Below are 22,267 nucleotides of genomic sequence, written 5' to 3'. Positions count from 1 at the left end.
TGATTAGTTGGTGCCACCGCGTTGACGGTGAACTTCCATTACGTTTGGCACCTGATTGATCTTGTCCATGATACGACCCAAAAGATCCAGACTGGAGATCTCGGTAGTCAGAGTTAGACGTGCAATATTGTCGCGTTTATCTGACAGAGTATTCGCAGCAATAATGTTTAGATCTTCTTCAGCCATCAGCAACATAACATCACGCAGAAGACCAGAACGGTCGAACGCTTCGATATAAATATCCACAGGGTAAGTTGTCTGGCCTGTTTCACCCCAATCAACTTCGATCACCCTTTCAGGCTCACGTTCCTGCAACTGAATCATATTGATACAGTCTTCACGGTGAACAGAAACACCACGACCTTGAGTGATATAACCGGCAATAGGATCGCCCAATACAGGCTTACAGCAACTCGCCATCGTAGTGAGTAGATTACCGACACCACGAATACGGATTCCTTCTGGCTGACCAGAATCACCAGCACTCTGAGCAGGTAGAGCCAGATCAAGCTGCTCTTCCTCATCACGCAGTACCTGTTTCTGAGCGGCATTGATGATCTGCGACAGACGTAGATCACCCGCACCTAAAGCGGCATACATATCTTCAGTATTCTTGTAATTAACCTGTTCAACGATCTGATTAATATCTAGCTCGTCTAGATCAATTGCCAAGCGTTTAAACTCTTTCGCAACGATAGAGCGGCCGGCATCGGCATTCTGCTCTTTCGCCTGGAACTTGAACCAGTGCGCAACTTTGGCACGCGCTCGTGGCGTAGTTACAAAGCCAAGGTTGATATTTAGCCAGTCACGACGAGGGCGCTCTTCGTTACCCGTCATGATCTCGACCTGATCTCCGGTCTGTAGACGACGGTTTAACGGAACGATACGGCCATTAATTTTGGCACCGCGGCAACGGTGGCCAATTTCGGTGTGCACGCGGTAGGCAAAATCAACCGGCGTCGCACCTTTAGGCATGTCGATAACATGTCCATCAGGGGTAAAGATGTAGAGGCGATCTTGAACAACATCGCCACGCAGCATGTCGCCAAACTCTTCGCTTTCGCCCAAGTCATCGTGCCATTCAAGTACCTGACGCAACCATGCGATTTTATCTTCGTAGGCATCACTGCTTTGCTTAGTGTCTGTGCCTTTATATAGGTGATGGGCACATACACCTAGCTCCGCCTCTTCGTGCATATCAAAGGTACGGATCTGAATTTCTAATACTTTGCCTTCTGGACCAAATACAGCGGTATGAAGGGAGCGGTAGCCGTTCGGTTTTGGTGAAGCAATATAGTCATCAAATTCATGCGGAATATTGCGCCATAAACTGTGCACAATACCCAGTACCGCATAGCAATCTCGGCTTTGCGGCACCAAAATACGTACAGCACGAACATCGTAAACTTGGCTAAATTCGATATTTTTACGCTGCATTTTGCGCCAAATACTGTAGATGTGCTTAGCTCGACCGCTAACCTCACCATCAATATTGACGTTTTCTAGCTCGCTTTCTAAACGTAGAACTACCTTGTCGATATAGTCCTGACGGTTTAAGCGTTTCTCATCCAGAAGCTTGGCAATGTGTTTATAGTCATTAGGCTTAAGATAACGGAAGGAAAGGTCTTCCAACTCCCATTTGATATGACCGATACCAAGACGGTGAGCAAGCGGCGCGTAGATATCAAATACTTCACGCGCCACAAGATAACGTTTGCGGCGACTGCCGTCTTTTACACCTCGAATAGCGCAAGTACGCTCAGCAATTTTGATCAGCGCCACACGCACATCATCAATCATCGCCACCAGCATCTTACGGACATTGTCCATCTGAGTAGTTTCACTACCCAATACGCTTTCATCGATTCGAGGATTTTTACGGCTACCGATTGCAGCCATTTGTAGAACGCCCATGATCAATTGGGCGATGCCTTTATCGAACTGTTTACGAACACGCTCGATAGGCAGTTTACGTTCACGCACTGCTCGATAAAGAATAGCGGCAACGAGGGAATCTTGATCTTGATGCAGATCTGCAAGAATCTGCGCCATTTCTAGGCCTGTGCGGTAGCTGTTATGGCTATTTTCAGCCCAGACATCTTCTGATGCTTCGCTGTTATCCTGCGCTTGTTTTGCCATTTCACAAGCACGGCGAATAACATCGATATCTTCAATGTCTGTAAGATCCTGAAGGTGCTCCAACCAAACATCTAGATCTACAGATCCATCGTCTAGAATAGGCTGGTCTTGACGTACCTTAACCATGTTCTACTACTGCTCCCAGAAATTAACCCTACCGTTCACCGGCTATTTTTATTATTTTTATCTGCACTAAATATATGGGCTAGAAGTGATTAATCAACTTCTGCACTCTACTCATGCGGCGCATATTCTATTCCTTCAGAAGCCAAAGCGCGAATTTCTTAAGTATTAATGCCCACTAATATTTTATGCCAAGCACAAAAAAAGCCCCATTGGGGCTTTTCTATATTGCAAAAAACGTCTGCGATCCAAACTTAACCGTTAAACACACCGGTAGAAAGGTAACGATCACCGCGGTCGCAGATAATACACACAATCACCGCATTCTCGACTTCCTTGGCTAAACGCAATGCTCCGGCGACAGAACCACCAGAAGATACGCCACAGAAGATGCCTTCTTTTTGCGCCAATTCACGCATTGTATCTTCAGCTTCTTGCTGACCAATATCCAAAATTTTATCTACACGACTTTCATCAAAGATCTTAGGAAGATATTCCTGCGGCCAACGGCGAATACCAGGAATCTGTGCACCTTCACTTGGTTGCAAACCAACAATCTGAACATCAGCGCTTTGCTCTTTAAGGAAACGAGACGTACCCATAATGGTACCTGTAGTGCCCATAGAGCTAACAAAGTGAGTCACTTTACCTTGAGTCTGTTCCCAGATCTCTGGGCCTGTTCCACGATAGTGTGCCTCTGGGTTATCAAAGTTAGAGAACTGATCAAGTACGATACCTTCACCACGCTCTTGCATCGCTAGTGCTAAATCACGCGCACCTTCCATGCCCTCTTCTTTTGTCACAGGGATGAGCTCTGCGCCGTAAGCCGTCATCGAAGCTTTACGCTCTGCACTGCTGTTATCAGGCATGATCAGCTTCATCTTATAACCTTTGATTGCAGCTGCCATGGCTAAAGCAATACCTGTGTTACCTGATGTTGCTTCAATCAGAGTATCACCCGGCTTAATCTGGCCACGATCTTCTGCACGCTGAATCATACTAAGCGCAGGACGATCTTTAACTGAGCCTGCAGGGTTATTACCTTCCAGCTTACATAGAATCACATTGCCGTTGCCCTGACCTATACGCTGTAGACGCACAAGTGGGGTCTTACCGACATAGTCTTCAATTGTTGGAAACTGCACGCTCATAGAATTTTTTCACCGTTATAAGAAACAAATAATAAGTTATAAAAAAGCTGTTTTTTATAGCCTATATAAAGGACACAAAAGTTTACCGAGGGTTCCCTAAAAGCACAAGAAATCTACTCTTCACCAACAAGCATAGCCCAGCGCAATTTCGTTCAATAAATCGGTTTTAAGCACTGCCATAGTAAGCCAATAATTTACGTTAGAAGGTTTCCTATGTTTGCACTCACCCTATCTATGGCTATATTTGCCCTTGTCGGTGCGATTACCCCCGGCCCTGTGAATATCATCGCAACCAGTTCCGCTGCGGTTTATGGTTTTTTACGTACCCTGCCCCATGTACTCGGGGCGACTATCTCTTACACATTGATTGTTTTACTTGCAGGTGCAGGTACGCATCAGCTGTTTCAAAACAATCCACAGCTATTAGTTATCCTTAAATATCTGGGCAGCGCCTTTCTTATCTATATGGCGTACAAAATTGCTACGGCAGCCGGTGAGTCCAATAACCAAGAACAGAGCTCAACACCGCCCACTTTTATGCAAGGCGCACTCAGCCAAGGGCTCAATCCTAAAGCCTGGTTAGTCTCGATCTCAGGTGTGAGTGTATTTGTACTAAACCAGTCCGAGCCTCAACTATATTTAGGTGTGTTTGGCGCAATCTCTTTTGCGGCGTGCCTGATTGGCGTTGGAACTTGGGCTGTCGCTGGGCATCTGATTAAAGATTATCTAGCGCAACCCAAACAGCAAAAGCTATTTAACCGCATTATGGGCATAATGCTATTTCTAACGATTGCACCTATCTGGATAAATTAGCGCCTGAGTTAGCCGATGAAAAAGACCAGCAAACCCAACACTCAAAAGCCTGCCGAGTTTTTTGCTCGCTGTGCTTCGCTGCCTTTTATTGAAATGCGCTCAGCCCATCGCTCGGCAGCTTGCTACCAGACTCACTCACATGATGAGTTTTCTTTCGGCGTGATTGATACCGGTAGCGCTAAATACCACAACCTGAAACAAGCTAATAAGATCCATCAAGGCACTACTGTAACGATTAACCCGGGCGATGCTCACTCCTGCAACCCTGATGCAGGTGAATGGTCTTATCGAATGCTGTTTATCGATACCGATTGGATTGGCGAGTTACAGAGCGAGTTATTCAACAGCAACAATCAAGATTACCTCGCGTTTAACCAAGTTCTGCAAAGTACCCCTAGTTTATTTTCGCAGTTCGATAGCCTATTTAAGCAGCTCTGTGAAAGCGACAATAAACTCGCTGCTGAAACTCTATTGATTGAATATCTGAAAGTGCTTTTCGGTAAAGACCTTAACACCCAAAGTGATCATAAGGCGCTGGATAACTTCCATATCCACAGAGTAAAAGAGCTAATCATGGACCAACTCGATTCACCTTGGTCTCTCGATGACTTTTGCGCCGAAACCGGATTAAGCCGTTACCACTTGATCCGCAGTTTCAAACAACAATACGGCCAAGCTCCGCATGCCTACCAACTTAATCAACGGATCAACCGAGCTAAGCAACTACTGCAGCAAGGAAATGGGTTAGCAGAAACCGCACTGGAACTGGGCTTTGCCGATCAAAGCCATTTCCAAAGACACTTTAAGAAACGCGTGGCGGTAACGCCGAAGAGCTATCAGTCGTTTTTTGTGGGAAATGAATAATAGAATTGATGGAGGTAACAAATTTAACTCTAATCCCATTATTCTATAGAATTAGCTACAAAGAAAAATACATCCACTCACGCAAAAATCGGACTTTAGAAATGCCTAAATGGATATCCCACTTTCTTGGGCTCACTCTCATTCTTACCTCCCCTTCAGCTTGGTCAAGTATTGAATCTCTTGAAGATGAAATCTTTTTACTTGTCCCAACCGAAGTTCGCTATCAAGACAAATACTATAACAACGAAATTATGTTTGATGGCTGCATGATGGAAATAAAGTATTTTGCCAAAGGAAAATCTTTGAGCGGAAATCGTTGGAGACGCTGGTCTTACTCGGATTACCCACAAAATATTGCAAAGTCTGAACTATCAATCGATGCTACAGATGACTTTTACGGCTTCATGCTTAGAATAAAACTTGCGGAAAATAGCGTATCCATGGAACGAGAGCGTGAGCTTGATGATTGGGAGCGCAAAGTTAAACGTAGCAAATACGAAAATATCAAATTGCACTTTGGTAATGATTCTCAAGCCGGAAAGTTAACCTACTTGAAAATGAAAAAGCTAAAGAAAGCCTGCCAAAAGTAATCTTTTAACAATAAAGGAAGTTTCTAACTTCCTTTATCGTGAATACGTACTAGTCTTCTGGCTGGTACGTATAATTTTTAGCCTGCAGCTTCGCAAAACCTTTTCTACTGTACTTTTCCATTACCTTATACAGATCATCTTTAGCTCCCTTTGGCTTGCCTCTATTACTGCAATTCTGCACTACAGTCGCACTAAATCCTTTAGTTCGTAAGCTACCGATATGAGCCTTCAAAAAACGCTTCCAATCGTTTTTAAATTCTATATCACTGGGTACATAACTCGCATTAGGTAAACGATAATGCTGAATAGAGGAGTAAATAAGTTCCTTGGATTTATAACTATATGCATAGCCAAAACCCTGACATTGCCAATCATCTTCGGCAAATACCGCACTACTTAATACAAGAGAGCCAACAAGCACACCTAAAACTGAAGCTTTCATACATCTCACTTAAATCGCTTTTAAGGTTAACTACCCAAGAATAAACATGGTGCAATACGCTTTGCTATTGCACCCTACAATCTGATTTAGCATGCAGCTCTCCAAAACACCTCACCATAGATATAAAGTACTTTGAAAGTCAGTCTGTAACATTTACATGCCACTTCACGGTACAGCCAACATAACAAGATTGACTGTAGAGGAAAACCAACCGAGTTATCCCATCTCTTGTCCACAAACGACAATTTTTACCAAATGAAAAACATCCCCACCTTCTGTGGATAACTCAGTGAATAGTTTTTGGGTAGATCGCTGAAACGCACTAATTACGTTGAATTCAGCAAATAGTTTAAAATTTAACCCAATAAAAATTAATCCTTAAATTTCAATTAGTTACATAAATCAACAAGATTTTTTAAACTTTTAAAAATTAATTAATGCAATATTGACAAGGATTTTTTTTAGCTGTGCACAAGAATAATGCACAGCGGCGAAATCCACAGATATCACCGCACTTTTTTGTAGCTGTGCATTATTTTTTGGCGCAAAGAAAGGATTAGGAAGTGCCCACTTACTCGTCAGGCATCTCTAATTCGATATGTGTTTTCGGGATACAGCAGCAGGTGAGGACTTCGTCATCCTGCAGGTCCAATAAGCTCTCTTGAACATATTGAACTTCACCTTCGATCAGGCGAACTTTACAACAGCCGCAGTATCCACCGCGGCAGTTGTATGGCGCTGGAATCTCTTGTGCTTCCAGCGCGTCGAGTAAGGTTGGTTCGTACTGATAGTAGAACGTATGGTGATGGTTAACTTTGATGCGTGATGGGCCAGACATGCGCTTGCCTCTTATAGATCAAAGCCGTCGAAATCACCTTCATCCACCTCGTTGTCGATCTGACCTACAAGGTAAGAGCTGATCTCCGCTTCCTGCGGTGCCACTTGAACGTTGTCACTGATCAACCACGCATTCATCCACGGCAGTGGGTTTTGACGTGATGGGAAGATCTCTTCCAAGTTCAACGCTTTCATACGTACGTTAGTGATGTACTCAACGTAGTCAGATAGGATCTGAGCGTTAAGACCGATCATCGAACCTTCACGGAACAGGTACTCAGCCCAATCTTTCTCTTGTTGAGCTGCTTCTTTAAAGATGGCGTAAACCTCTGGTTCACACTCTTTAGCAATCTCTTTAAAGACTGGATCATCAGCGCCAGATGCCATGATGTTTAGCATGTGCTGCGTGCCCGTTAGGTGCAGCGCTTCATCACGGGCGATCAGTTTAATGATCTTAGCGTTACCTTCCATGATCGCACGCTCTGCAAAGGCAAAAGAACATGCAAAACTTACGTAGAAACGGATCGCTTCTAGTACGTTGATAGATACTAACGTTAGGTAAAGTTTCTTCTTAAGGTTACGCATAGACGTGTCGTAAACCTTGCCATCAACCGTATGTAGACCTTCACCGTGAATGCTGTAAACACTGGATAGGTTGATGAACTCATCGTACAAACGTGTCACAGAATCCGCACGGCGAATGATCTCTGGGTTTGTCACGATCTGATCGAATACTTCAGACGGTTCAGTGATGATATTACGAATAATATGCGTGTAAGAGCGGCTGTGAATCGTTTCACTAAACGCCCAAGTCTCGAACCATGTTTCCAACTCAGGTATAGACACGACTGGTAGAAAGGCAACGTTAGGTGAACGTCCTTGAACAGAATCAAGTAGCGTCTGGTACTTCAAATTGCTCAAGAAAATATGCTTTTCGTGCTCCGGCATATTCATAAAATCTTTACGGTCAGTCGATAGATCGACCTCTTCTGGACGCCAGAAGAACGACAGCTGCTTTTCAATCAGCTTTTCAAAGATTGGATATTTTTGTCTGTCGTAACGAGCAACGTTTACGCTTTTACCGAAAAACATCGGCTCTTTAGTTGCATCGTGAGTACTGTGACTGAACGTAGTGTACGCCATCGGAGTGTTCGTTCCTGAAACCTGGATAAATCTAGTTATATTGCCTGCCACATTGTGACAGGCGCTCTACTCTGAGTGGTCAGTGGATAGCGGCAAACCTATTACAGTTTGCACGCACCACCTTCACAACCCCCGTCATCTGCTTGGTCAGAAGCACCATCACGAGTGTTATGGTAATAAAGGGTTTTGACACCGTATTTGTATGCCGTAAGCAGATCTTGAAGAAGCTGCTTCATCGGTACTTTGTCGTTCGGGAACAACGAAGGATCGTAGTTAGTATTTGCAGAGATCGACTGATCCACAAACTTCTGCATGATACCAACAAGTTGAAGGTAACCGGTGTTGTTTGGAATATCCCAAAGCAGCTCATACTGGTCGCGTAACTCGGTGTAACCCGGAACAACCTGCTTCATGATGCCATCTTTACTCGCCTTAACCGATACGTAACCACGTGGTGGCTCAATACCGTTAGTCGAGTTAGTGATCTGTGAAGATGTTTCACAAGGCATTAGCGCTGTTAGAGTACTGTTGCGTAGACCAAACTCTTTGATGTCTTCGCGTAGTGTTTCCCAGAAGTAGTGCAATGGCTCTTCACAGAACTCATCTACTTCGCGCTTATAGGTGTCGATTGGTAGCAAGCCTTTCGAGTAAACAGTCTCGTCAAACTTAGGACAAGCACCGCGCTCTTTAGCTAGCTCGTTAGAAGCTTTCAGTAGGTAGTACTGAACCGCTTCAAATGTTTTGTGTACTAGGCCGTTTGCAGAACCATCGGAGTACTTAACGCCGTTCTTCGCTAGGTAGTATGCGAAGTTAGTCACACCAACACCTAGAGGACGACGATTCATTGTCGATGTATGCGCTGCTGGGATTGGGTAATCCTGATAATCCAATAGGTTATCCAACGCACGAACAATCAGATCAGCTAGGTTATCTAGCTCATCTAGGTTCTCTAGGGCACCTAGGTTAAACGCAGACAGCGTACAAAGTGCAATCTCACCTTCTGGATCATTCACATGCTGCAACGGTTTAGTTGGCAGTGCGATTTCCAAGCAAAGGTTAGACTGTTTAACAGGTGCAACAGCCGGATCAAATGGGCTGTGCGTATTACAGTGGTCAACGTTTTGAATGTAGATACGACCTGTCTGAGCACGCTCTGCAGCAAGAATACCGAACAGTTCAACCGCTTTGATTTTCTCTTTACGGATGTTTGGATCGTTCTCGTATTGAACGTATAGACGCTCAAATTCGTCTTGATCAGCAAAGAAGGCTTCGTATAGACCCGGCACTTCATGCGGGCTGAACAATGTGATTTCGCCGCCTTTGATCAAGCGAGTGTACATTAGCTTGTTGATCTGTACGCCGTAATCAAGGTGACGTACACGGTTCTCTTCAACACCACGGTTGTTTTTAAGAACCAATAGAGATTCAACTTCTAAGTGCCAAATTGGGTAGAACAGCGTTGCTGCACCACCACGCACACCACCCTGAGAGCAGGATTTCACAGCTGTCTGGAAGTGTTTATAGAATGGGATACAACCTGTGTGGTAGGCCTCACCATTACGGATTGGGCTACCTAGTGCACGAATACCACCGGCGTTGATACCAATACCTGCACGCTGGGATACGTATTTAACAATCGATGCAGATGTCGCATTGATAGAGTCTAGGCTGTCACCTGTTTCGATTAGTACGCATGAGCTGAACTGACGCGTAGGTGTACGCACACCTGCCATGATTGGCGTAGGCAGAGATAGCTTAAATAGAGAAGTCGCATCGTAGAAACGCTTAACGTAATCCAAACGCGTTTCTTTCGGATAATCCGCGAACAGGCAAGCTGCCACTAGCATGTAAAGAATCTGTGGGCTTTCGTAAACTTCGCCAGTTACACGGTTCTGGACAAGGTACTTACCTTCCAGCTGTTTAACCGCAGAGTAAGAGAAGTTCATATCACGTTTGTGATCTAAGTAGTCGTTAAGAACGCCCCACTCTTCTTCTGTGTAGTCTGCGATTAGATGTTTGTCATAACGACCCGCTTCTACCTGTGTTGCAACATGTTGGTACAGGTGTGGTGGCTCGAACTGACCAAAAGCACGCTTGCGCAAATGGAAGATAGCCAAGCGAGCAGATAGGTATTGGTAATCAGGTGCATCTTCCGAAATAAGATCGGCAGCGGACTTAATTAGAGTCTCGTGAATATCGAAGGTTTTCATACCTTCGAAGAACTGTAAGTGAGCTTTAAGCTCAACTTCTGACGGTGATACTGCTTCTAATCCTTCAGCGGCCCAGATAACTACTTTATGGATCTTTTCTAGATCTAGCTTTTCTTGCCGACCATCCCTTTTGGTAACCATCAGATCTTGCTGCATGCGACCTTCCAAATAACACTCAGATATATTTGTAATTATGATCCTGCTTTTAACCCTGAACTTGCCGTTAAAATCTGGCAAAAGCATGAAAAATAACGCGATCATGCGGGCAGCAGGTTTTAGACTCTACTCTTTCAAGAGGCACAACATGTGGTGCTTCAAGTCATTCAAGACACTAAATATAGTGATATGAGAGTTGAATGCAACTCTTGATTTTGGATTTTTTAGAGTGTAGGCGAACGCTCTAATACAGCGAAATCATTGATATGACGGGGCTTTCAGGGGAGCTAAGATTTTTTACCTCAATCCAACTTTTTTTTATTTTTTTGACCCATGGCAAATCGTCAAATTCCGTGCCAAATTTTGGTGCATATTTAAAGTTTCATGTACGCTTTTGGCCGACAATATCCGAGTACCGCTCTAGGACAAAATCCTGTATAATTTGCACCCAATTTTAAGCTTAAAGCAGAGGTAGCCTAAATGCGTTTAGCAGAAATGGAAGCAATTGCTCTGAACATTGGTCTTGCAGTATTTGCTGGTTTTATATTCTTTATCATTTACGATCTAGCAAAAAAATCCAACGCCGGTAAATTCGGTACTGCCATTTTATTTTTTGCCCTAGGCTTAGGCTTGGCTGCCTTCCTGGTAAAAACTGTCGTTGTAGAGATGATGGGCGGAGCCGCATAAGCATCCTCATATCTAGTTAGGTTTCGATTCTTTTAACGTTTTCTCGCTAATATGTTCAAGCGATCCGGAGCTCGGATCTACAACATAAGCTTTACCGAAACCTACGACATAACGCCCCTGCTGTGGTTTTAATCTGAACAGATGAAAATCTGGCAGGGAACGTAACATCCCCACAACGTTCCCAAACTTCTCTTCTAAATCATCCAGCATGCTCTGATAGGCATCCTCTTGATTATCAACCCGCTCAGATAAACAGCTAAAGATTAGACGCTCACGCGCAAAGAGATTCTGCGACTGTTCCTCATCGGTAATAAACATAACGGAACATTCATTGTTCGCTAATAAACTCTGGGTATGCGCTGCTAACTCACTAATAAAAATATAAAAGCTCCCCTGCTTATCCTTCACATAGGGCGCATAGCTAATTTCAGGGAATCCTTCGGCACTCAGAGTCGACAGCAACAAGGTTTTCTTACTTTCCTGTAATTGTTTGCAGGCTTCATCTGGTGTTGCTTGGCCTTCTTTATGCTCTGACATAAGGTTCCCCCGTATTCACTCCAAAGTCTTACAGTTTCTAACCATTTATTTCTTCAGACTGGAAAACACCAGCCGATAAATAAAATACAACAGTTATGCGAATCATAGCTATACTGGCAGTACTGGTAAGGTGATTATCATGGGCGATTCAAAAGTGCTTATACGTCATCCCGATGAGTTCCCAATCGAACTCAAGCTCCAAGAGACCCATTCGGTTTCTACACCCCCCTCTTCACTCCAACTTATCTGTCACTCACCTACACCATTCCATTTGGGTGAGAATATTCAAATCAAAATTCCTAGCATTGCTGAAAATCTAGAGGTTTATGGCGTTATCCAAAGCTGTGACGACACCCCTCAGGGTTATGAACTAGGAATAACCTTTAACAACTCTGACGCGCTTATACGCATTCGTATGTTAGAGCAGCTTTGTTATATACAACGCTACAGGAGTCATGTACTGAATGAAGAGGGCCGCGAGCTCTCAGATCAAGATGCTGCGCTTGAGTGGATTGGAAAATACGCACACCTTTTTCCAACAACAAATTAAAAGCCTCTCTGTTAAGAAGCCGTTATAATGCATCTTTCTGACTTTTATGGATGACTACAAAGATGCAACAGAAGAGCGTACAAGTCGCAGATTTTGAAATTGCCAACGACAAACCGATGGTGCTATTTGGCGGCATGAACGTACTGGAATCCCGTGACTTAGCCATGGAGATTGCCGAACATTATGTCACTGTTACTGAAAAGCTAGGCATCCCTTACGTTTTTAAAGCATCGTTCGATAAAGCAAACCGCTCTTCCCTAACCTCTTTCCGTGGTCCCGGTTTAGATGAGGGTCTTAAGATCCTTCAAGAGATCAAAGACACATTCAAAGTGCCTTTGATTACTGATGTGCACGAGCCATTCCAAGCAGCACCTGCTGCCGAAGTCTGCGATATCATCCAGCTTCCTGCTTTTCTGTCACGTCAGACAGATCTGGTAGAGGCAATGGCTAAAACCGATGCAGTTATCAACATTAAGAAAGCACAGTTCTTAGCGCCACAAGAGATGAAACATATCCTGCACAAATGTGAAGAAGCAGGTAACGATCGTCTGATCTTATGTGAACGTGGTTCTTGCTACGGCTACAACAACTTAATCGTTGATATGCTGGGCTTCTCTATCATGAAAGAGTTTGGCTACCCAGTTATGTTTGATGCGACGCATGCTCTACAGATGCCAGGCGGCCGCGCCGATTCTGCAGGTGGTCGTCGCGCACTTGCAGCGCAACTTTCTCGTGCGGGTTTATCTCAGGGCATTGCCGGTCTATTCCTAGAAGCTCACCCAGATCCAGAAAAAGCGAAATGTGATGGCCCTTGTGCGCTACCATTAAGCACCCTTGAAGCATATCTAACTCAGATGAAAGCCGTAGATGATTTAGTTAAAAGCTTCCCCCCTCTAGATACTTCTATCTGAGCATAAATTGCCAAAACCAAGGAGGCTTTAAGTTTTTCAAAGCTTCCTTGGTGTTATAAATCAAAGTGTTCCACAAAAAAGTCGCAAAATAGTGCTAACCAAGAAGGCTGGCCTTGTCTATGATATGCACATGGATAAGGAACAGGATCAGTCTTTATGAGCGACTCGGCAGCAACCATTTATGATGCTTTACAGGAAGGAACTCTCCTTGGCCCTGAGCATCATCGCTTTAAGCTAATCAAACACAACAGCCCTCATCCGTTTGGACAACTCTGGCAAGCGGAAGATGTAGGTGTATCCGGCAACCCTTTAGTCACTCTACTGATCCTTAATCCGAATTTCCTTAAACAAAATAGCTTTGCCGAAAATATCAAAAAACATGCAGCGCTCAGCAAGCAACTGCAAAACAAGCATATAGCGGAATGCTACGGTTTCTTCAGCCATAAAGGTGGACTACTTTTCCTTTCATACGAAAAACTTGATGGCCTGACCCTCGCAAACCTGATCAAGAAAGGTAATTCGCTTCAACCGAATCAACAGCTAGGCCTAATCAGACAAGTGGCTTATGCCATTGATATGGGCTTTCAAAAGTTACGAAAGCCACATGCCTGTTTAGATAGCGAAACGATCTTTATCAATCGCAAAGGCGGTGTAAAGCTTACACTTTTTGCCGTACGTGAATGCTATGAAGCGATCGCAGCCTTTAGCAAAGAGCCTTTCCATTATCAGCAATATCAATCTCCTGAAGCTTTCCATCCTGGTAAATTGAGCCGCAAAACCGACGTATATTCTTACGCCTGCATTTTGTATGAGTTATTTACCGGAAAGCCGGCTTTTAAAAGTAACGAAGGCGAAGCCGATCGAGTTCGAAAGCAACTAGATCAGCCTTCCGGTTTAGATGATGAACAGTGGGAAGTTTTGCAAAAGGCGCTTTCAACCGATTTAGAAGAACGTCCGCCTAACTGTACGGAGCTAGTTAAAGCCCTCTTCCCTTCACAAAAAGAGGAAGAAGCCGCGCCTACTGAATCTGAAAGTTCAGAGGAAAGTGAAGCAGCAGCCGACGCTTCGGCAAGCGATGATGTAGAGAACGAAGAACTTACATCAGAAGAAAGCAAACCGTCTTTAAAAGAAAAACTTCAAGGCGCCTTAAAACTACCTAAGATACCTAAAACGGCAATCTATACCATCGCTGGCTCGGTGATATTTATAAGCGGCTATCTGCTTGGTTGGTTTATCTCTGATTTTATGAACTTCAAAGAGAAAGACTTCCAGGCTCTGCAAATTAAGAAGCAGCAAGAAGCCTTGCAGCAAATGTACGATTCTTTGCAAGCTCAACAAGAACTTCAAAATAACAAGGAAAAAGAACTTCGTTCACTCACAATAAGCAAAGCAATTCTGGAACATGATTTAGAAACGGCTTTAAAAAAACTCAACAACCAAGAACCTGATGAACCGGGACAACAATTATTTAAAGACCAGATATCCGACACCCTATATGGTCCAGATATGGTCGTACTGCCTTCAGGTAGCTTCCGCATGGGTGATCAGGCTGGTATTGGTGACGATAATGAAAAGCCTGTGCATGTTGTTACGCTCAAAAAACCATTTGCCCTTTCAAGGTTTGAAGTCACGTTTGCAGAATATGATGCGTTCGCTAAAGCAACCCGAAGAGAGCTACCTGATGATAACGGCTGGGGACGCGGCAATCGCCCTGTGATCAATGTTACTTGGCGCGATGCAGTTGCTTATACAAAATGGCTCAGCGGAGAAACGGGCCAGCCTTATCGTCTTCCGACTGAAGCTGAGTGGGAGTATGCCGCTAGAGCTGGCAGCTTAACCACTTATTGGTGGGGCGATGAGCTAAAAGAAAATATGGCTGCCTGCTCCGGTTGTGGAAGCCAATGGGATGGTCAACAGACGGCTCCAGTCGGTAGTTTCCCTGCCAACGAATGGGGACTTCACGATATGACCGGTAACGTTGATGAGTGGGTTGCAGATTGTTATCTCGAAAACTATGCGTCTGCTCCAATAGATGGCTCAGCTTACGAAGAGCGCGCTTGTAAAAATAGAGTGATGCGCGGCGGGTCATGGTTTGAGATCGAACGTTTAATTAGACCTGCCAGTCGCTACCGCCATCCGATCGATTCTAAACGCAATAGCTGGGGCTTCCGTGTTGCATTAGATCTAGACTAAAACGAACTCTCAGGCTTTCCTGCTCAGCCTCAGTTAAGCCTGACGTTGCATTAATGGACTAAAGATTCAGGGACAATATTGATATGAACAAACGCCAATCATACCTGTGCTTGCTTGTAGCAGGCCTTCTACCATTAACTGCGCAAGCAGCGGACGCTCTTCAAATCAGTTCCGAGCAACGCAAGTCACTTAATCTAACGCTGTATAACCAAAACTTGGGTTTAGTTAGAGAAACACGCCAACTTCCACCACTACGTACAGATCAGAAAATCACACTGGAAGATGTCAGTGAACAGCTCCAAGTCGAAAGCTTACGGATTGATAATGCCGGAAAAATTTTAGAGCAAAACTTAAATACTAACCTGCTGAACCAACGCAATTTGCTGAAACATTATGTAGGTAAGCAGCTACAACTAGCGCGCTTAAACCCTGTCTCAGGCCAAGAAGTTATTAGTCAGGTGGAGTTGCTCAATATGGACGGTAACCGCGCTCTGATTAAGCGCAACAACCGTTTTGAAAGTATCCCGCTTAATAATCAGTGGCGATTCATTTTCCCTAGCCTACCGCCACAGCTATTGAGCAAGCCAAGCGTAAACTTCCGCACCGCTGGCACATCGAAGTCACAACTCTCTCGTATCAGTTATCTGACAGGCGGTTTGAATTGGGGCATGGACTACGTTTTAACCCTGAATGAAGCAGGTAATAAAGCCTCCCTAGACGGCCTTGCTAGTTTAACTAACAATACTGGTGCGGATTACAAAGACACACAAATATCTCTCGTTGCAGGCAGTCTAAATAACCCTGGCAGTAATCGCCATGCAGAGATGCTTCAGGCCGATTTTGCAGTCGGCGCGATGGCTCGTTCAGCACCTAAAACCATGGCACAAGAGAGCTTAGGTGACTTCCACCTATTCGACCTCCCTCGCAAGGTAGACTTGCTAAATGGGCAAGTAAAACAGGTATCTTTCCTGACAGCCAAAGAGATCCCTGTAGCGCGTAGCTATAACTATGAATTCTTGATCTATCCAACCTTGGAACGCAATCAGCATCGAGTAAAACCTCAACTGACGTTGACCTTTAAAAACGATAAAGAGAGTAATCTAGGTACGCCATTACCTGCTGGTAAAGTGCGCACGTTTACCCCTGACAGCAAAGGCTCACTGCAGTTTGCCGGAGGCGGTAATATTGGGCATACCGGTGAAAACGATGAAGTTAAGATCCAACAAGGCAAAGCCTTCGATGTATCTATCCACCGTAAGCAAACCCATTTCAGCAAGACCTTTAATGGCTTTATGGTTGCGCAGGAGTTGAAAATCAGTAACAGCCGTACCACCGCTGCAAAATTAGAAATGACTGGTAATTTCCCGCTACAATGGGCGATGAAAGAGAGTAGCCACCCATTTGAAAAAGTGGTGGGCGGCAGTGCACGCTGGAAATTGGAAGTACCTCCTCAAGGCGAAGTAACTCTGAAATTTAAAGTTCAAATGGAAAAACGATAACACTTTGCCCGATTCATTTTGTGAAGGCTGCGGCCTAGCAATTCCCTATTGCTGCTGCAGCCAAATTACACCTCAAGGTAGCCAATTAGAGCTAGCATTGCTGCTACACGAAAATGAGCCGCCGCGCCCAACAACCACAAGCAAGATTATCCAAAAGGTTTTGCCTAATAGCTCTACCTATATCTGGCAACGAATCGATCCGCCACAGGACTTAATCGACCGTATTCAAGACGAGAATACCGACACTTGGTTGCTATTCCCTGCTGACCGCCCCGAACTTGTTAGTCGAAGCAAAAAATTCACAGGGGCTGCACCTGAAAGAAACACCCTGATCATTATCCCAGACGGCACATGGAAAGAGGTACGTAAGATCGTTCGTAAAAGCCCGTGGCTATCCGACTTACCATTACTGGCGTTCGACCCAGAAACACCAAGTCGTTACGACCTACGCCGCAACCCTGACAAAGACCATCTCTGCACCGCAGAAACCGTCACTGAACTATTAAAACTCAATGATGAAAACAGCGCAGCAGAAGAGTTAGATCGAACCTTTGAGATCTTTATGACTCAATACAAACGTTCTAAACAGAACTAGCCAACCGATAATTCTGGAGAGTATAAATGCCTATCACCGGTGAATGTTTTTGTGGCGAAGTGACATACCGTATTGATGGCAAATTGAAAGACGGCCGATCCTGTCATTGCTCTCGCTGCCGCAAGTTATTTAACGCCCAAGCTTCTGCAGTTGCTTTTGTCGAGCCGGATCAGTTCAAGTGGACAAGCGGAGAATCCCTCTTAACCTCATACACTAACCAACAAGGTTACGGCGTAAAGTTCTGCAAGAAGTGCGGGTCAACCTTGTGTACCGTACACAATGATCAGGTATTACAGGTTACTTTAGGTTGCGTAAATGGTGCCCCTGAAATCGAGATTGGCCAGCACATATATGTAGGCTCAAAAGCGCGCTGGGAAGTTATGCCTGAAGGTGTCAATCAGTTTGAGGCCGCCCCTTCAAAGTAGATACATAACATGGGTTACCCTCGTCGATACTTACATTTCTATAGAAGTTAACTCTTTGGCAAGTATGATTACTACTGCCTCCTCTCCTGACTATCAAGGTAGATTTCTGGATGACCACTAATTTTATTTGCCGCTTAACCTTGGGCGTACTATTTATCTATCACGGTTTAGTCCCCAAAATTATTTGGTTAAGCGAAATAGAAAAGCAATTAGTTGAAGCCGGGGGCTTTGCTAGAGAGGACGCAACATTTCTATCCCCCGCGGCGGGTTCCGCTGAGGTTGTTCTAGGCTTGATGATTATCTTTTTAAGAAAGCACCTATTCCCAGTGTATCTGGCAGCTTTCTCTTTGATCGGTTTACTGGGTTTTGTTACCGCAGTTCGCCCCGATCTTCTCATCGAAGCATTCAACCCCGTTTCCACAAACCTGATGGGGCTGGTATTTTGTTATCTGATTATTCGCAGCAATTCAGAACAATATCCCCACTAAAGCTGAGACTGCTTAGACTGCCACTGCTTTGCTAGATCATGATTAGGTTCTTTATCTAGCGCGCCATCGGTATAGATATCGACCAAGCGACGAACAGCAAGTTGATGCGCCTGCTCGGCTGCTTGTGTGTAAAACTTTAACGCCTTGGTCGGGTCAGGTTGAAAATAATGCTCAAAACCCTCTTCAAAGATTTTACCCATTTGATACTGCGCTTTTGCATCACCTTTTTCCGCCGCCTGTTGAAGGTAAATCCCTCCCTGAATGCGGTTTTGTACGCCATCTCCACGGAAATGCAGTAAATGCCCATACACAGACAATGCACGTTTATGACCGTTATCGGCCGCAAATCGAAACAACTTCATCACAAAGTCATGCTTCTTCTTGGAACGCTGCTTTATCGATGAACGGAACAACGCATAAGCGATAGCAAAAATAACAGGCGCTAAAAGTCGATTAAATGCACGCATTATAAGACCCTAAAAAGGCAATTGAGATCGTGAAAATAATACCATCATCGGCCCTAAAGATTGTAAATATCACCAAAGATAGAAAAAGCCTTGATCAGCGCAGCAATTCTGAGATACAACTTCTAGACTTGATATCGAATAAAAGACGCGACATATATTCATTTTAGATATATCGCCTAATAAAAAGGATTAAACAGGGTAGCAGAATGAAGATTTACGAAGATAACTCCCTCACTATTGGTAACACTCCGCTCGTTCACCTTAAGCGTTTTGCTCCAGGCCTGAATATTTTCGGAAAGATCGAATCTCGCAACCCAGCTGGCTCCGTAAAATGTCGTATCGGCGCAAACATGATCTGGTCTGCTGAAAAGAGTGGTGCCCTAAAACAGGGTATGACCATGGTTGAGCCAACCAGTGGTAACACAGGTATTGCACTAGCTTTCGTAGCAGCGTCTCGTGGCTACGACATTGTCTTCACTATGCCTTCTTCTATGAGCCTTGAGCGCCGTAAGATCATGAAAGCACTAGGTGCAACGATCGTTCTGACAGAACCTGCTAAAGGTATGAAAGGTGCAATTGATAAAGCACAAGAGATCGTGGATGCGAATCCAGGTACTCACATGATGCTGCAGCAGTTTGAAAACCCGGCTAACCCAGAAATCCACGAAAAAACAACAGGCCCAGAGATCTGGAACGACACAGACGGCCAAGTGGATATCCTAGTCGCAGGTGTAGGTACAGGTGGTACGATTACAGGTACTTCTCGTTATATCAAAAACACTCAAGGCAAAGCGATCACATCCGTTGCGGTTGAACCTGTTTCTTCACCAGTTATTACACAGACGATTAACGGCGAAGAAGTTAAACCATCTCCGCATAAGATTCAGGGTATTGGCGCTGGCTTTGTTCCGAAAAACTTAGACCTAGAACTGGTTGATCAGGTTGAGCAGGTAAGCAACGAAGATGCTATTGAAACAGCACGCCTGCTAATGGAAAAAGAAGGCATCATGGCAGGTATCTCTTGCGGTGCTGCGCTATGTGCTGCGCTTCGTGTTGCGCAACAGCCTGAAAACAAAGATAAGAACATCGTTGTTATCCTTCCAGATTCTGGCGAACGTTACCTATCTTCAGCTCTGTTTGAAGGCATGTTCACAGATAACGAAATGGTGCAGTAAGTCTTACTAAAAGAGTTCGCATAAACGAAAAAGCCAGCATCTTAGCTGGCTTTTTTATTAACTGATTTTCAGATCAATTTAATATTTCACGGATCTTGTCAGGGGAAGGAAATTCATCTAAGTGTTCGGCCTGTATCTTTCGATCACTTGTTTTAATTACATTGAACCAAGACGCCTTTCTTTGCTTACCTTGATAGCATCCATCAATTTCGTAATTCTCCCCATCAACGGTGACAACCGCAATTGCTCGGGTTCTTACAGTAGGCTGCATGGTATCGACTCTTTTTATAAGCATGCCCTTAAGCCTAGCCCAAACTCAGTCACCCTGCTTATTAATCAACCAACGACTCTAGAAACGAAGCCGACGGTGCGAATAGTGAATGCCCTGTGACCGCACGAGTATATTTCAAAAGGTGATCAGTATGACCATGACCATCACCCTCGATCATGCTTTGCAGCATCAGTGTAAAGTTATCCGGTGTACGGCAGTAACTAGCGAAAAGTAACCCGCACGTCTGAGTATCACCGTAAGGCATACTATGCCTGAGTATTTCGATGGAGTTGCCATCAGCATCTTTCAGCGAAGTCCGTTTGGTATGCGCTGTGAGTGCTTTTTCTGAGGATGGGTACTCAATGTTATCCGTTTTAGTTCGCCCGACAGTATCTTCCTGCAGTTTAGTAGGCTGAGCGTTCCAGAATGGCATATTGTGCTCGTAGCGTTGAATATGAATATACGAACCGCCACTAAACTGGGCATCCTCTTCACCTACAACCGCCACACTGACTCGGTTATCTCCTTCAGGGTTTTCAGTACCATCGACAAAACCAGTAAGATCGCGCGAATCCAGATATCTGAAGCCTTCGACCTCTTCAACTAGCGTTACCGCATCAGCTAGCTCCTCTCGAAGCTTCTGCGCAACTAAAAAGTTAAGGTCTTTCCCTTGAGATCGAATATGGAAAAACAGATCTACAGGTGTATTAGGTGCAATGTTTTCACCATTTTCGAAATTTGGGAATGGCTTAAGAGCACTCGGTGCAGGTCCAATCTGCAGTTGAGACCAGTAGTGGCTACCGATCGCTGCTACGATATGAATCTCGCCATCTGGATGGCTTTGGTTAAATTCGCGCTCAAGGCTAGGTACTTTTGCTAAAAGCTGCTTTACCCTGCTTAACGCATCAGCTGTTCGAGTTTGATTAAACGTCAGAAAAAGAGCAAACGGGCTTGCCTCTGCAATCACACCCTTTTGATACTGCGCCATAACAATGTCCTCAAAATCCCCTCAATAATTACCATCACAGTATAGAGGGATCTTGCCTCAGCCAACATTGATTTAAATTGATCGCTTCGATAGATCTTTTAAATAGTGCCTTAAAAAAATCATGTCAGGGAATTTTCAGCAATATTCAAAGTCACACTTAAAACACGCTTTTAATGAATAGTAGTGAATGATGATAAATAAATTCTTAGCGACAGCCTGTCTATGGCTTTTCAGTACCCTAGCGATTGCAGCCCCAAGTGCCGAACTTTGGGATTTTTGGCTTAAACATGATCAATCAAGCACAGCCACTATCGACCATTCTGCCTGGGACCGATACCTGCAACGCTATGTTAAGCGCTCTTCTGATGGCATCAATCTGATCAACTACGCCAATGTATCTTCAGCAGATAGAACTGAACTTAAAGCTTATCTTCAACGCTTAGCTGCTATTAATATTCATCAATACAACCGCGCTGAACAGCAAGCTTATTGGATCAACTTATATAACGCGCTGACGGTTGATGTGATTCTGGACCATTACCCCGCGAAGTCGATTCGGGATATCGATATTTCACCGGGCTTTTTCAGCGATGGTCCGTGGAAAAAACAACTGCTAGCAGTGAATGGGAAACAACTAAGCCTAGACGATATTGAACATCGTATTCTTCGCCCAATTTGGAAAGATCCGCGCATCCATTATGCCGTAAACTGTGCATCAATCGGCTGCCCGAATCTTCAACCGCAAGCCTTTACCACAGACAATAGCGAACAGCTTCTAAATCAAGGCGCAAAGGATTATATAAACCACCCTCGAGGCGCACGTTTTGACGGTAATGACCTACACCTTTCCAGTATTTATAAGTGGTTTAAAGAGGATTTTGGCAACAGCGAAAGTGAGCTGATCGAGCACCTAAAGCAATACGCCAATGCTGATCTAAAAGAGAAACTGAAACACGCTACAGCGGTTTCAGACTATCACTACGACTGGAATCTTAATGAGATTGGTAGATAAA

23 protein-coding genes are annotated in these 22,267 nt (G+C 44.4%); 13 read left to right on the top strand and 10 right to left on the bottom strand.

All coding sequences use genetic code 11. The features are described from left to right. Nucleotides 1–3 precede the first annotated feature (3 nt). Nucleotides 4–2,265, bottom strand: coding sequence for a GTP diphosphokinase (gene relA / locus ACMXYW_RS03850; protein WP_415905279.1), 2,262 nt, complete (start codon nt 2,263–2,265; stop codon nt 4–6). A gap of 251 nt (nt 2,266–2,516) precedes the next feature. Continuing rightward, nucleotides 2,517–3,413 (bottom strand): cysteine synthase CysM, encoded by an 897-nt coding sequence (gene cysM / locus ACMXYW_RS03845; protein WP_415905278.1) that lies wholly within the window; start codon nt 3,411–3,413, stop codon nt 2,517–2,519. Between the two features lie 213 nt (nt 3,414–3,626). Here cysM and ACMXYW_RS03840 point away from each other — a divergent pair, with 213 nt between their 5' ends. The 3 genes from ACMXYW_RS03840 (at nt 3,627) to ACMXYW_RS03830 (ending at nt 5,680) form a co-directional block, all read left to right on the top strand. After that, a complete protein-coding gene (locus tag ACMXYW_RS03840; protein ID WP_415905277.1) occupies nt 3,627–4,226 on the top strand; it encodes a LysE family translocator in 600 nt (199 codons plus the stop codon). A gap of 15 nt (nt 4,227–4,241) precedes the next feature. Further along, on the top strand, nt 4,242–5,090 hold the full coding sequence (locus ACMXYW_RS03835) for an AraC family transcriptional regulator (protein WP_415905276.1): 849 nt from the start codon (nt 4,242–4,244) through the stop codon (nt 5,088–5,090). A gap of 101 nt (nt 5,091–5,191) precedes the next feature. Then, nucleotides 5,192–5,680: a hypothetical protein gene (locus ACMXYW_RS03830; RefSeq protein WP_415905275.1), complete on the top strand. Its 489-nt coding sequence runs from the start codon at nt 5,192–5,194 to the stop codon at nt 5,678–5,680. A gap of 49 nt (nt 5,681–5,729) precedes the next feature. On the opposite strand, the gene ACMXYW_RS03825 is transcribed toward ACMXYW_RS03830, so the two are convergent. From ACMXYW_RS03825 to nrdA, 4 genes are all read right to left on the bottom strand, one after another. Next, entirely contained in the window at nt 5,730–6,122 is a 393-nt protein-coding gene (locus ACMXYW_RS03825) for a hypothetical protein (RefSeq protein ID WP_415905274.1), read from the bottom strand. A 571-nt stretch (nt 6,123–6,693) separates the two neighbouring features. Continuing rightward, a complete protein-coding gene (gene yfaE / locus ACMXYW_RS03820) occupies nt 6,694–6,960 on the bottom strand; it encodes a class I ribonucleotide reductase maintenance protein YfaE (RefSeq protein WP_415883701.1) in 267 nt (88 codons plus the stop codon). Between the two features lie 11 nt (nt 6,961–6,971). Next, nucleotides 6,972–8,102 carry a class Ia ribonucleoside-diphosphate reductase subunit beta gene (nrdB, locus tag ACMXYW_RS03815; protein ID WP_415883700.1) on the bottom strand — a complete coding sequence of 377 codons (1,131 nt, stop codon included), beginning with the start codon at nt 8,100–8,102 and terminating at the stop codon, nt 6,972–6,974. A 101-nt stretch (nt 8,103–8,203) separates the two neighbouring features. Continuing rightward, complete coding sequence (gene nrdA / locus ACMXYW_RS03810; protein WP_415900284.1) at nt 8,204–10,468, bottom strand: class 1a ribonucleoside-diphosphate reductase subunit alpha; 2,265 nt, start codon at nt 10,466–10,468, stop codon at nt 8,204–8,206. 480 nt (nt 10,469–10,948) lie between these two features. Between nrdA and ACMXYW_RS03805 the strand changes: the two genes are divergently transcribed. After that, nucleotides 10,949–11,155: a DUF2788 domain-containing protein gene (locus ACMXYW_RS03805; protein ID WP_415883698.1), complete on the top strand. Its 207-nt coding sequence runs from the start codon at nt 10,949–10,951 to the stop codon at nt 11,153–11,155. 12 nt (nt 11,156–11,167) lie between these two features. Here ACMXYW_RS03805 and ACMXYW_RS03800 read toward each other — a convergent pair whose 3' ends face one another. Then, on the bottom strand, nt 11,168–11,692 hold the full coding sequence (locus ACMXYW_RS03800) for a HugZ family protein (protein WP_415900283.1): 525 nt from the start codon (nt 11,690–11,692) through the stop codon (nt 11,168–11,170). 139 nt (nt 11,693–11,831) lie between these two features. Here ACMXYW_RS03800 and ACMXYW_RS03795 point away from each other — a divergent pair, with 139 nt between their 5' ends. The 7 genes from ACMXYW_RS03795 (at nt 11,832) to ACMXYW_RS03765 (ending at nt 18,353) form a co-directional block, all read left to right on the top strand. Beyond that, nucleotides 11,832–12,242, top strand: coding sequence for a hypothetical protein (locus ACMXYW_RS03795; RefSeq protein ID WP_415900282.1), 411 nt, complete (start codon nt 11,832–11,834; stop codon nt 12,240–12,242). 62 nt (nt 12,243–12,304) lie between these two features. Then, nucleotides 12,305–13,153: a 3-deoxy-8-phosphooctulonate synthase gene (gene kdsA / locus ACMXYW_RS03790; RefSeq protein ID WP_415883695.1), complete on the top strand. Its 849-nt coding sequence runs from the start codon at nt 12,305–12,307 to the stop codon at nt 13,151–13,153. A 156-nt stretch (nt 13,154–13,309) separates the two neighbouring features. Continuing rightward, the gene (locus ACMXYW_RS03785; RefSeq protein WP_415905273.1) at nt 13,310–15,346 is read left to right on the top strand and encodes an SUMF1/EgtB/PvdO family nonheme iron enzyme; all 2,037 of its coding nucleotides are present in this window, start codon (nt 13,310–13,312) and stop codon (nt 15,344–15,346) included. A gap of 83 nt (nt 15,347–15,429) precedes the next feature. Continuing rightward, a complete protein-coding gene (locus ACMXYW_RS03780) occupies nt 15,430–16,845 on the top strand; it encodes a DUF4139 domain-containing protein (RefSeq protein ID WP_415905272.1) in 1,416 nt (471 codons plus the stop codon). 4 nt (nt 16,846–16,849) lie between these two features. Then, on the top strand, nt 16,850–17,440 hold the full coding sequence (locus ACMXYW_RS03775; RefSeq protein WP_415905271.1) for a tRNA-uridine aminocarboxypropyltransferase: 591 nt from the start codon (nt 16,850–16,852) through the stop codon (nt 17,438–17,440). A gap of 26 nt (nt 17,441–17,466) precedes the next feature. Further along, entirely contained in the window at nt 17,467–17,865 is a 399-nt protein-coding gene (locus tag ACMXYW_RS03770; RefSeq protein WP_415905270.1) for a GFA family protein, read from the top strand. Between the two features lie 110 nt (nt 17,866–17,975). Then, nucleotides 17,976–18,353, top strand: a complete 378-nt coding sequence (locus tag ACMXYW_RS03765) for a DoxX-like family protein (protein ID WP_415894999.1) — start codon at nt 17,976–17,978, stop codon at nt 18,351–18,353. Here the strand turns inward: ACMXYW_RS03765 and ACMXYW_RS03760 are convergent. Next, nucleotides 18,350–18,820: a tetratricopeptide repeat protein gene (locus ACMXYW_RS03760; RefSeq protein ID WP_415905269.1), complete on the bottom strand. Its 471-nt coding sequence runs from the start codon at nt 18,818–18,820 to the stop codon at nt 18,350–18,352. The two genes, ACMXYW_RS03765 and ACMXYW_RS03760, sit on opposite strands and share 4 nt — an antisense overlap. A 206-nt stretch (nt 18,821–19,026) precedes the next feature. Here ACMXYW_RS03760 and cysK point away from each other — a divergent pair, with 206 nt between their 5' ends. Continuing rightward, complete coding sequence (gene cysK / locus ACMXYW_RS03755) at nt 19,027–19,995, top strand: cysteine synthase A (protein ID WP_415887160.1); 969 nt, start codon at nt 19,027–19,029, stop codon at nt 19,993–19,995. Nucleotides 19,996–20,068: 73 nt separating this feature from the next. Here cysK and ACMXYW_RS03750 read toward each other — a convergent pair whose 3' ends face one another. Then, a complete protein-coding gene (locus tag ACMXYW_RS03750) occupies nt 20,069–20,290 on the bottom strand; it encodes a hypothetical protein (RefSeq protein WP_415887158.1) in 222 nt (73 codons plus the stop codon). Nucleotides 20,291–20,327: 37 nt separating this feature from the next. Continuing rightward, entirely contained in the window at nt 20,328–21,254 is a 927-nt protein-coding gene (locus tag ACMXYW_RS03745) for a Dyp-type peroxidase (protein ID WP_415905268.1), read from the bottom strand. A gap of 187 nt (nt 21,255–21,441) precedes the next feature. Here ACMXYW_RS03745 and ACMXYW_RS03740 point away from each other — a divergent pair, with 187 nt between their 5' ends. Next, entirely contained in the window at nt 21,442–22,266 is an 825-nt protein-coding gene (locus ACMXYW_RS03740) for a DUF547 domain-containing protein (RefSeq protein WP_415905267.1), read from the top strand. The last annotated feature ends 1 nt before the right edge of the window (nt 22,267 follow it).

Origin of the sequence: Neptuniibacter sp. QD48_55, from assembly GCF_047778115.1 — a bacterium.
Taxonomy (GTDB): domain Bacteria; phylum Pseudomonadota; class Gammaproteobacteria; order Pseudomonadales; family Balneatricaceae; genus Neptuniibacter.
The sequence above is the reverse complement of the archived record's forward strand: the minus strand, read 5'-3'. Positions and strand labels throughout refer to the sequence as shown.

Coding starts and splice junctions, on each gene's coding strand:
- relA (WP_415905279.1), bottom strand. CDS start 2,265: ATGGTTAAGGTACGTCAAGACCAGCCTATTCTAGACGATGGATCTGTA.
- cysM (WP_415905278.1), bottom strand. CDS start 3,413: ATGAGCGTGCAGTTTCCAACAATTGAAGACTATGTCGGTAAGACCCCA.
- ACMXYW_RS03840 (WP_415905277.1), top strand. CDS start 3,627: ATGTTTGCACTCACCCTATCTATGGCTATATTTGCCCTTGTCGGTGCG.
- ACMXYW_RS03835 (WP_415905276.1), top strand. CDS start 4,242: ATGAAAAAGACCAGCAAACCCAACACTCAAAAGCCTGCCGAGTTTTTT.
- ACMXYW_RS03830 (WP_415905275.1), top strand. CDS start 5,192: ATGCCTAAATGGATATCCCACTTTCTTGGGCTCACTCTCATTCTTACC.
- ACMXYW_RS03825 (WP_415905274.1), bottom strand. CDS start 6,122: ATGAAAGCTTCAGTTTTAGGTGTGCTTGTTGGCTCTCTTGTATTAAGT.
- yfaE (WP_415883701.1), bottom strand. CDS start 6,960: ATGTCTGGCCCATCACGCATCAAAGTTAACCATCACCATACGTTCTAC.
- nrdB (WP_415883700.1), bottom strand. CDS start 8,102: ATGGCGTACACTACGTTCAGTCACAGTACTCACGATGCAACTAAAGAG.
- nrdA (WP_415900284.1), bottom strand. CDS start 10,468: ATGCAGCAAGATCTGATGGTTACCAAAAGGGATGGTCGGCAAGAAAAG.
- ACMXYW_RS03805 (WP_415883698.1), top strand. CDS start 10,949: ATGCGTTTAGCAGAAATGGAAGCAATTGCTCTGAACATTGGTCTTGCA.
- ACMXYW_RS03800 (WP_415900283.1), bottom strand. CDS start 11,692: ATGTCAGAGCATAAAGAAGGCCAAGCAACACCAGATGAAGCCTGCAAA.
- ACMXYW_RS03795 (WP_415900282.1), top strand. CDS start 11,832: ATGGGCGATTCAAAAGTGCTTATACGTCATCCCGATGAGTTCCCAATC.
- kdsA (WP_415883695.1), top strand. CDS start 12,305: ATGCAACAGAAGAGCGTACAAGTCGCAGATTTTGAAATTGCCAACGAC.
- ACMXYW_RS03785 (WP_415905273.1), top strand. CDS start 13,310: ATGAGCGACTCGGCAGCAACCATTTATGATGCTTTACAGGAAGGAACT.
- ACMXYW_RS03780 (WP_415905272.1), top strand. CDS start 15,430: ATGAACAAACGCCAATCATACCTGTGCTTGCTTGTAGCAGGCCTTCTA.
- ACMXYW_RS03770 (WP_415905270.1), top strand. CDS start 17,467: ATGCCTATCACCGGTGAATGTTTTTGTGGCGAAGTGACATACCGTATT.
- ACMXYW_RS03765 (WP_415894999.1), top strand. CDS start 17,976: ATGACCACTAATTTTATTTGCCGCTTAACCTTGGGCGTACTATTTATC.
- ACMXYW_RS03760 (WP_415905269.1), bottom strand. CDS start 18,820: ATGCGTGCATTTAATCGACTTTTAGCGCCTGTTATTTTTGCTATCGCT.
- cysK (WP_415887160.1), top strand. CDS start 19,027: ATGAAGATTTACGAAGATAACTCCCTCACTATTGGTAACACTCCGCTC.
- ACMXYW_RS03750 (WP_415887158.1), bottom strand. CDS start 20,290: ATGCTTATAAAAAGAGTCGATACCATGCAGCCTACTGTAAGAACCCGA.
- ACMXYW_RS03745 (WP_415905268.1), bottom strand. CDS start 21,254: ATGGCGCAGTATCAAAAGGGTGTGATTGCAGAGGCAAGCCCGTTTGCT.
- ACMXYW_RS03740 (WP_415905267.1), top strand. CDS start 21,442: ATGATGATAAATAAATTCTTAGCGACAGCCTGTCTATGGCTTTTCAGT.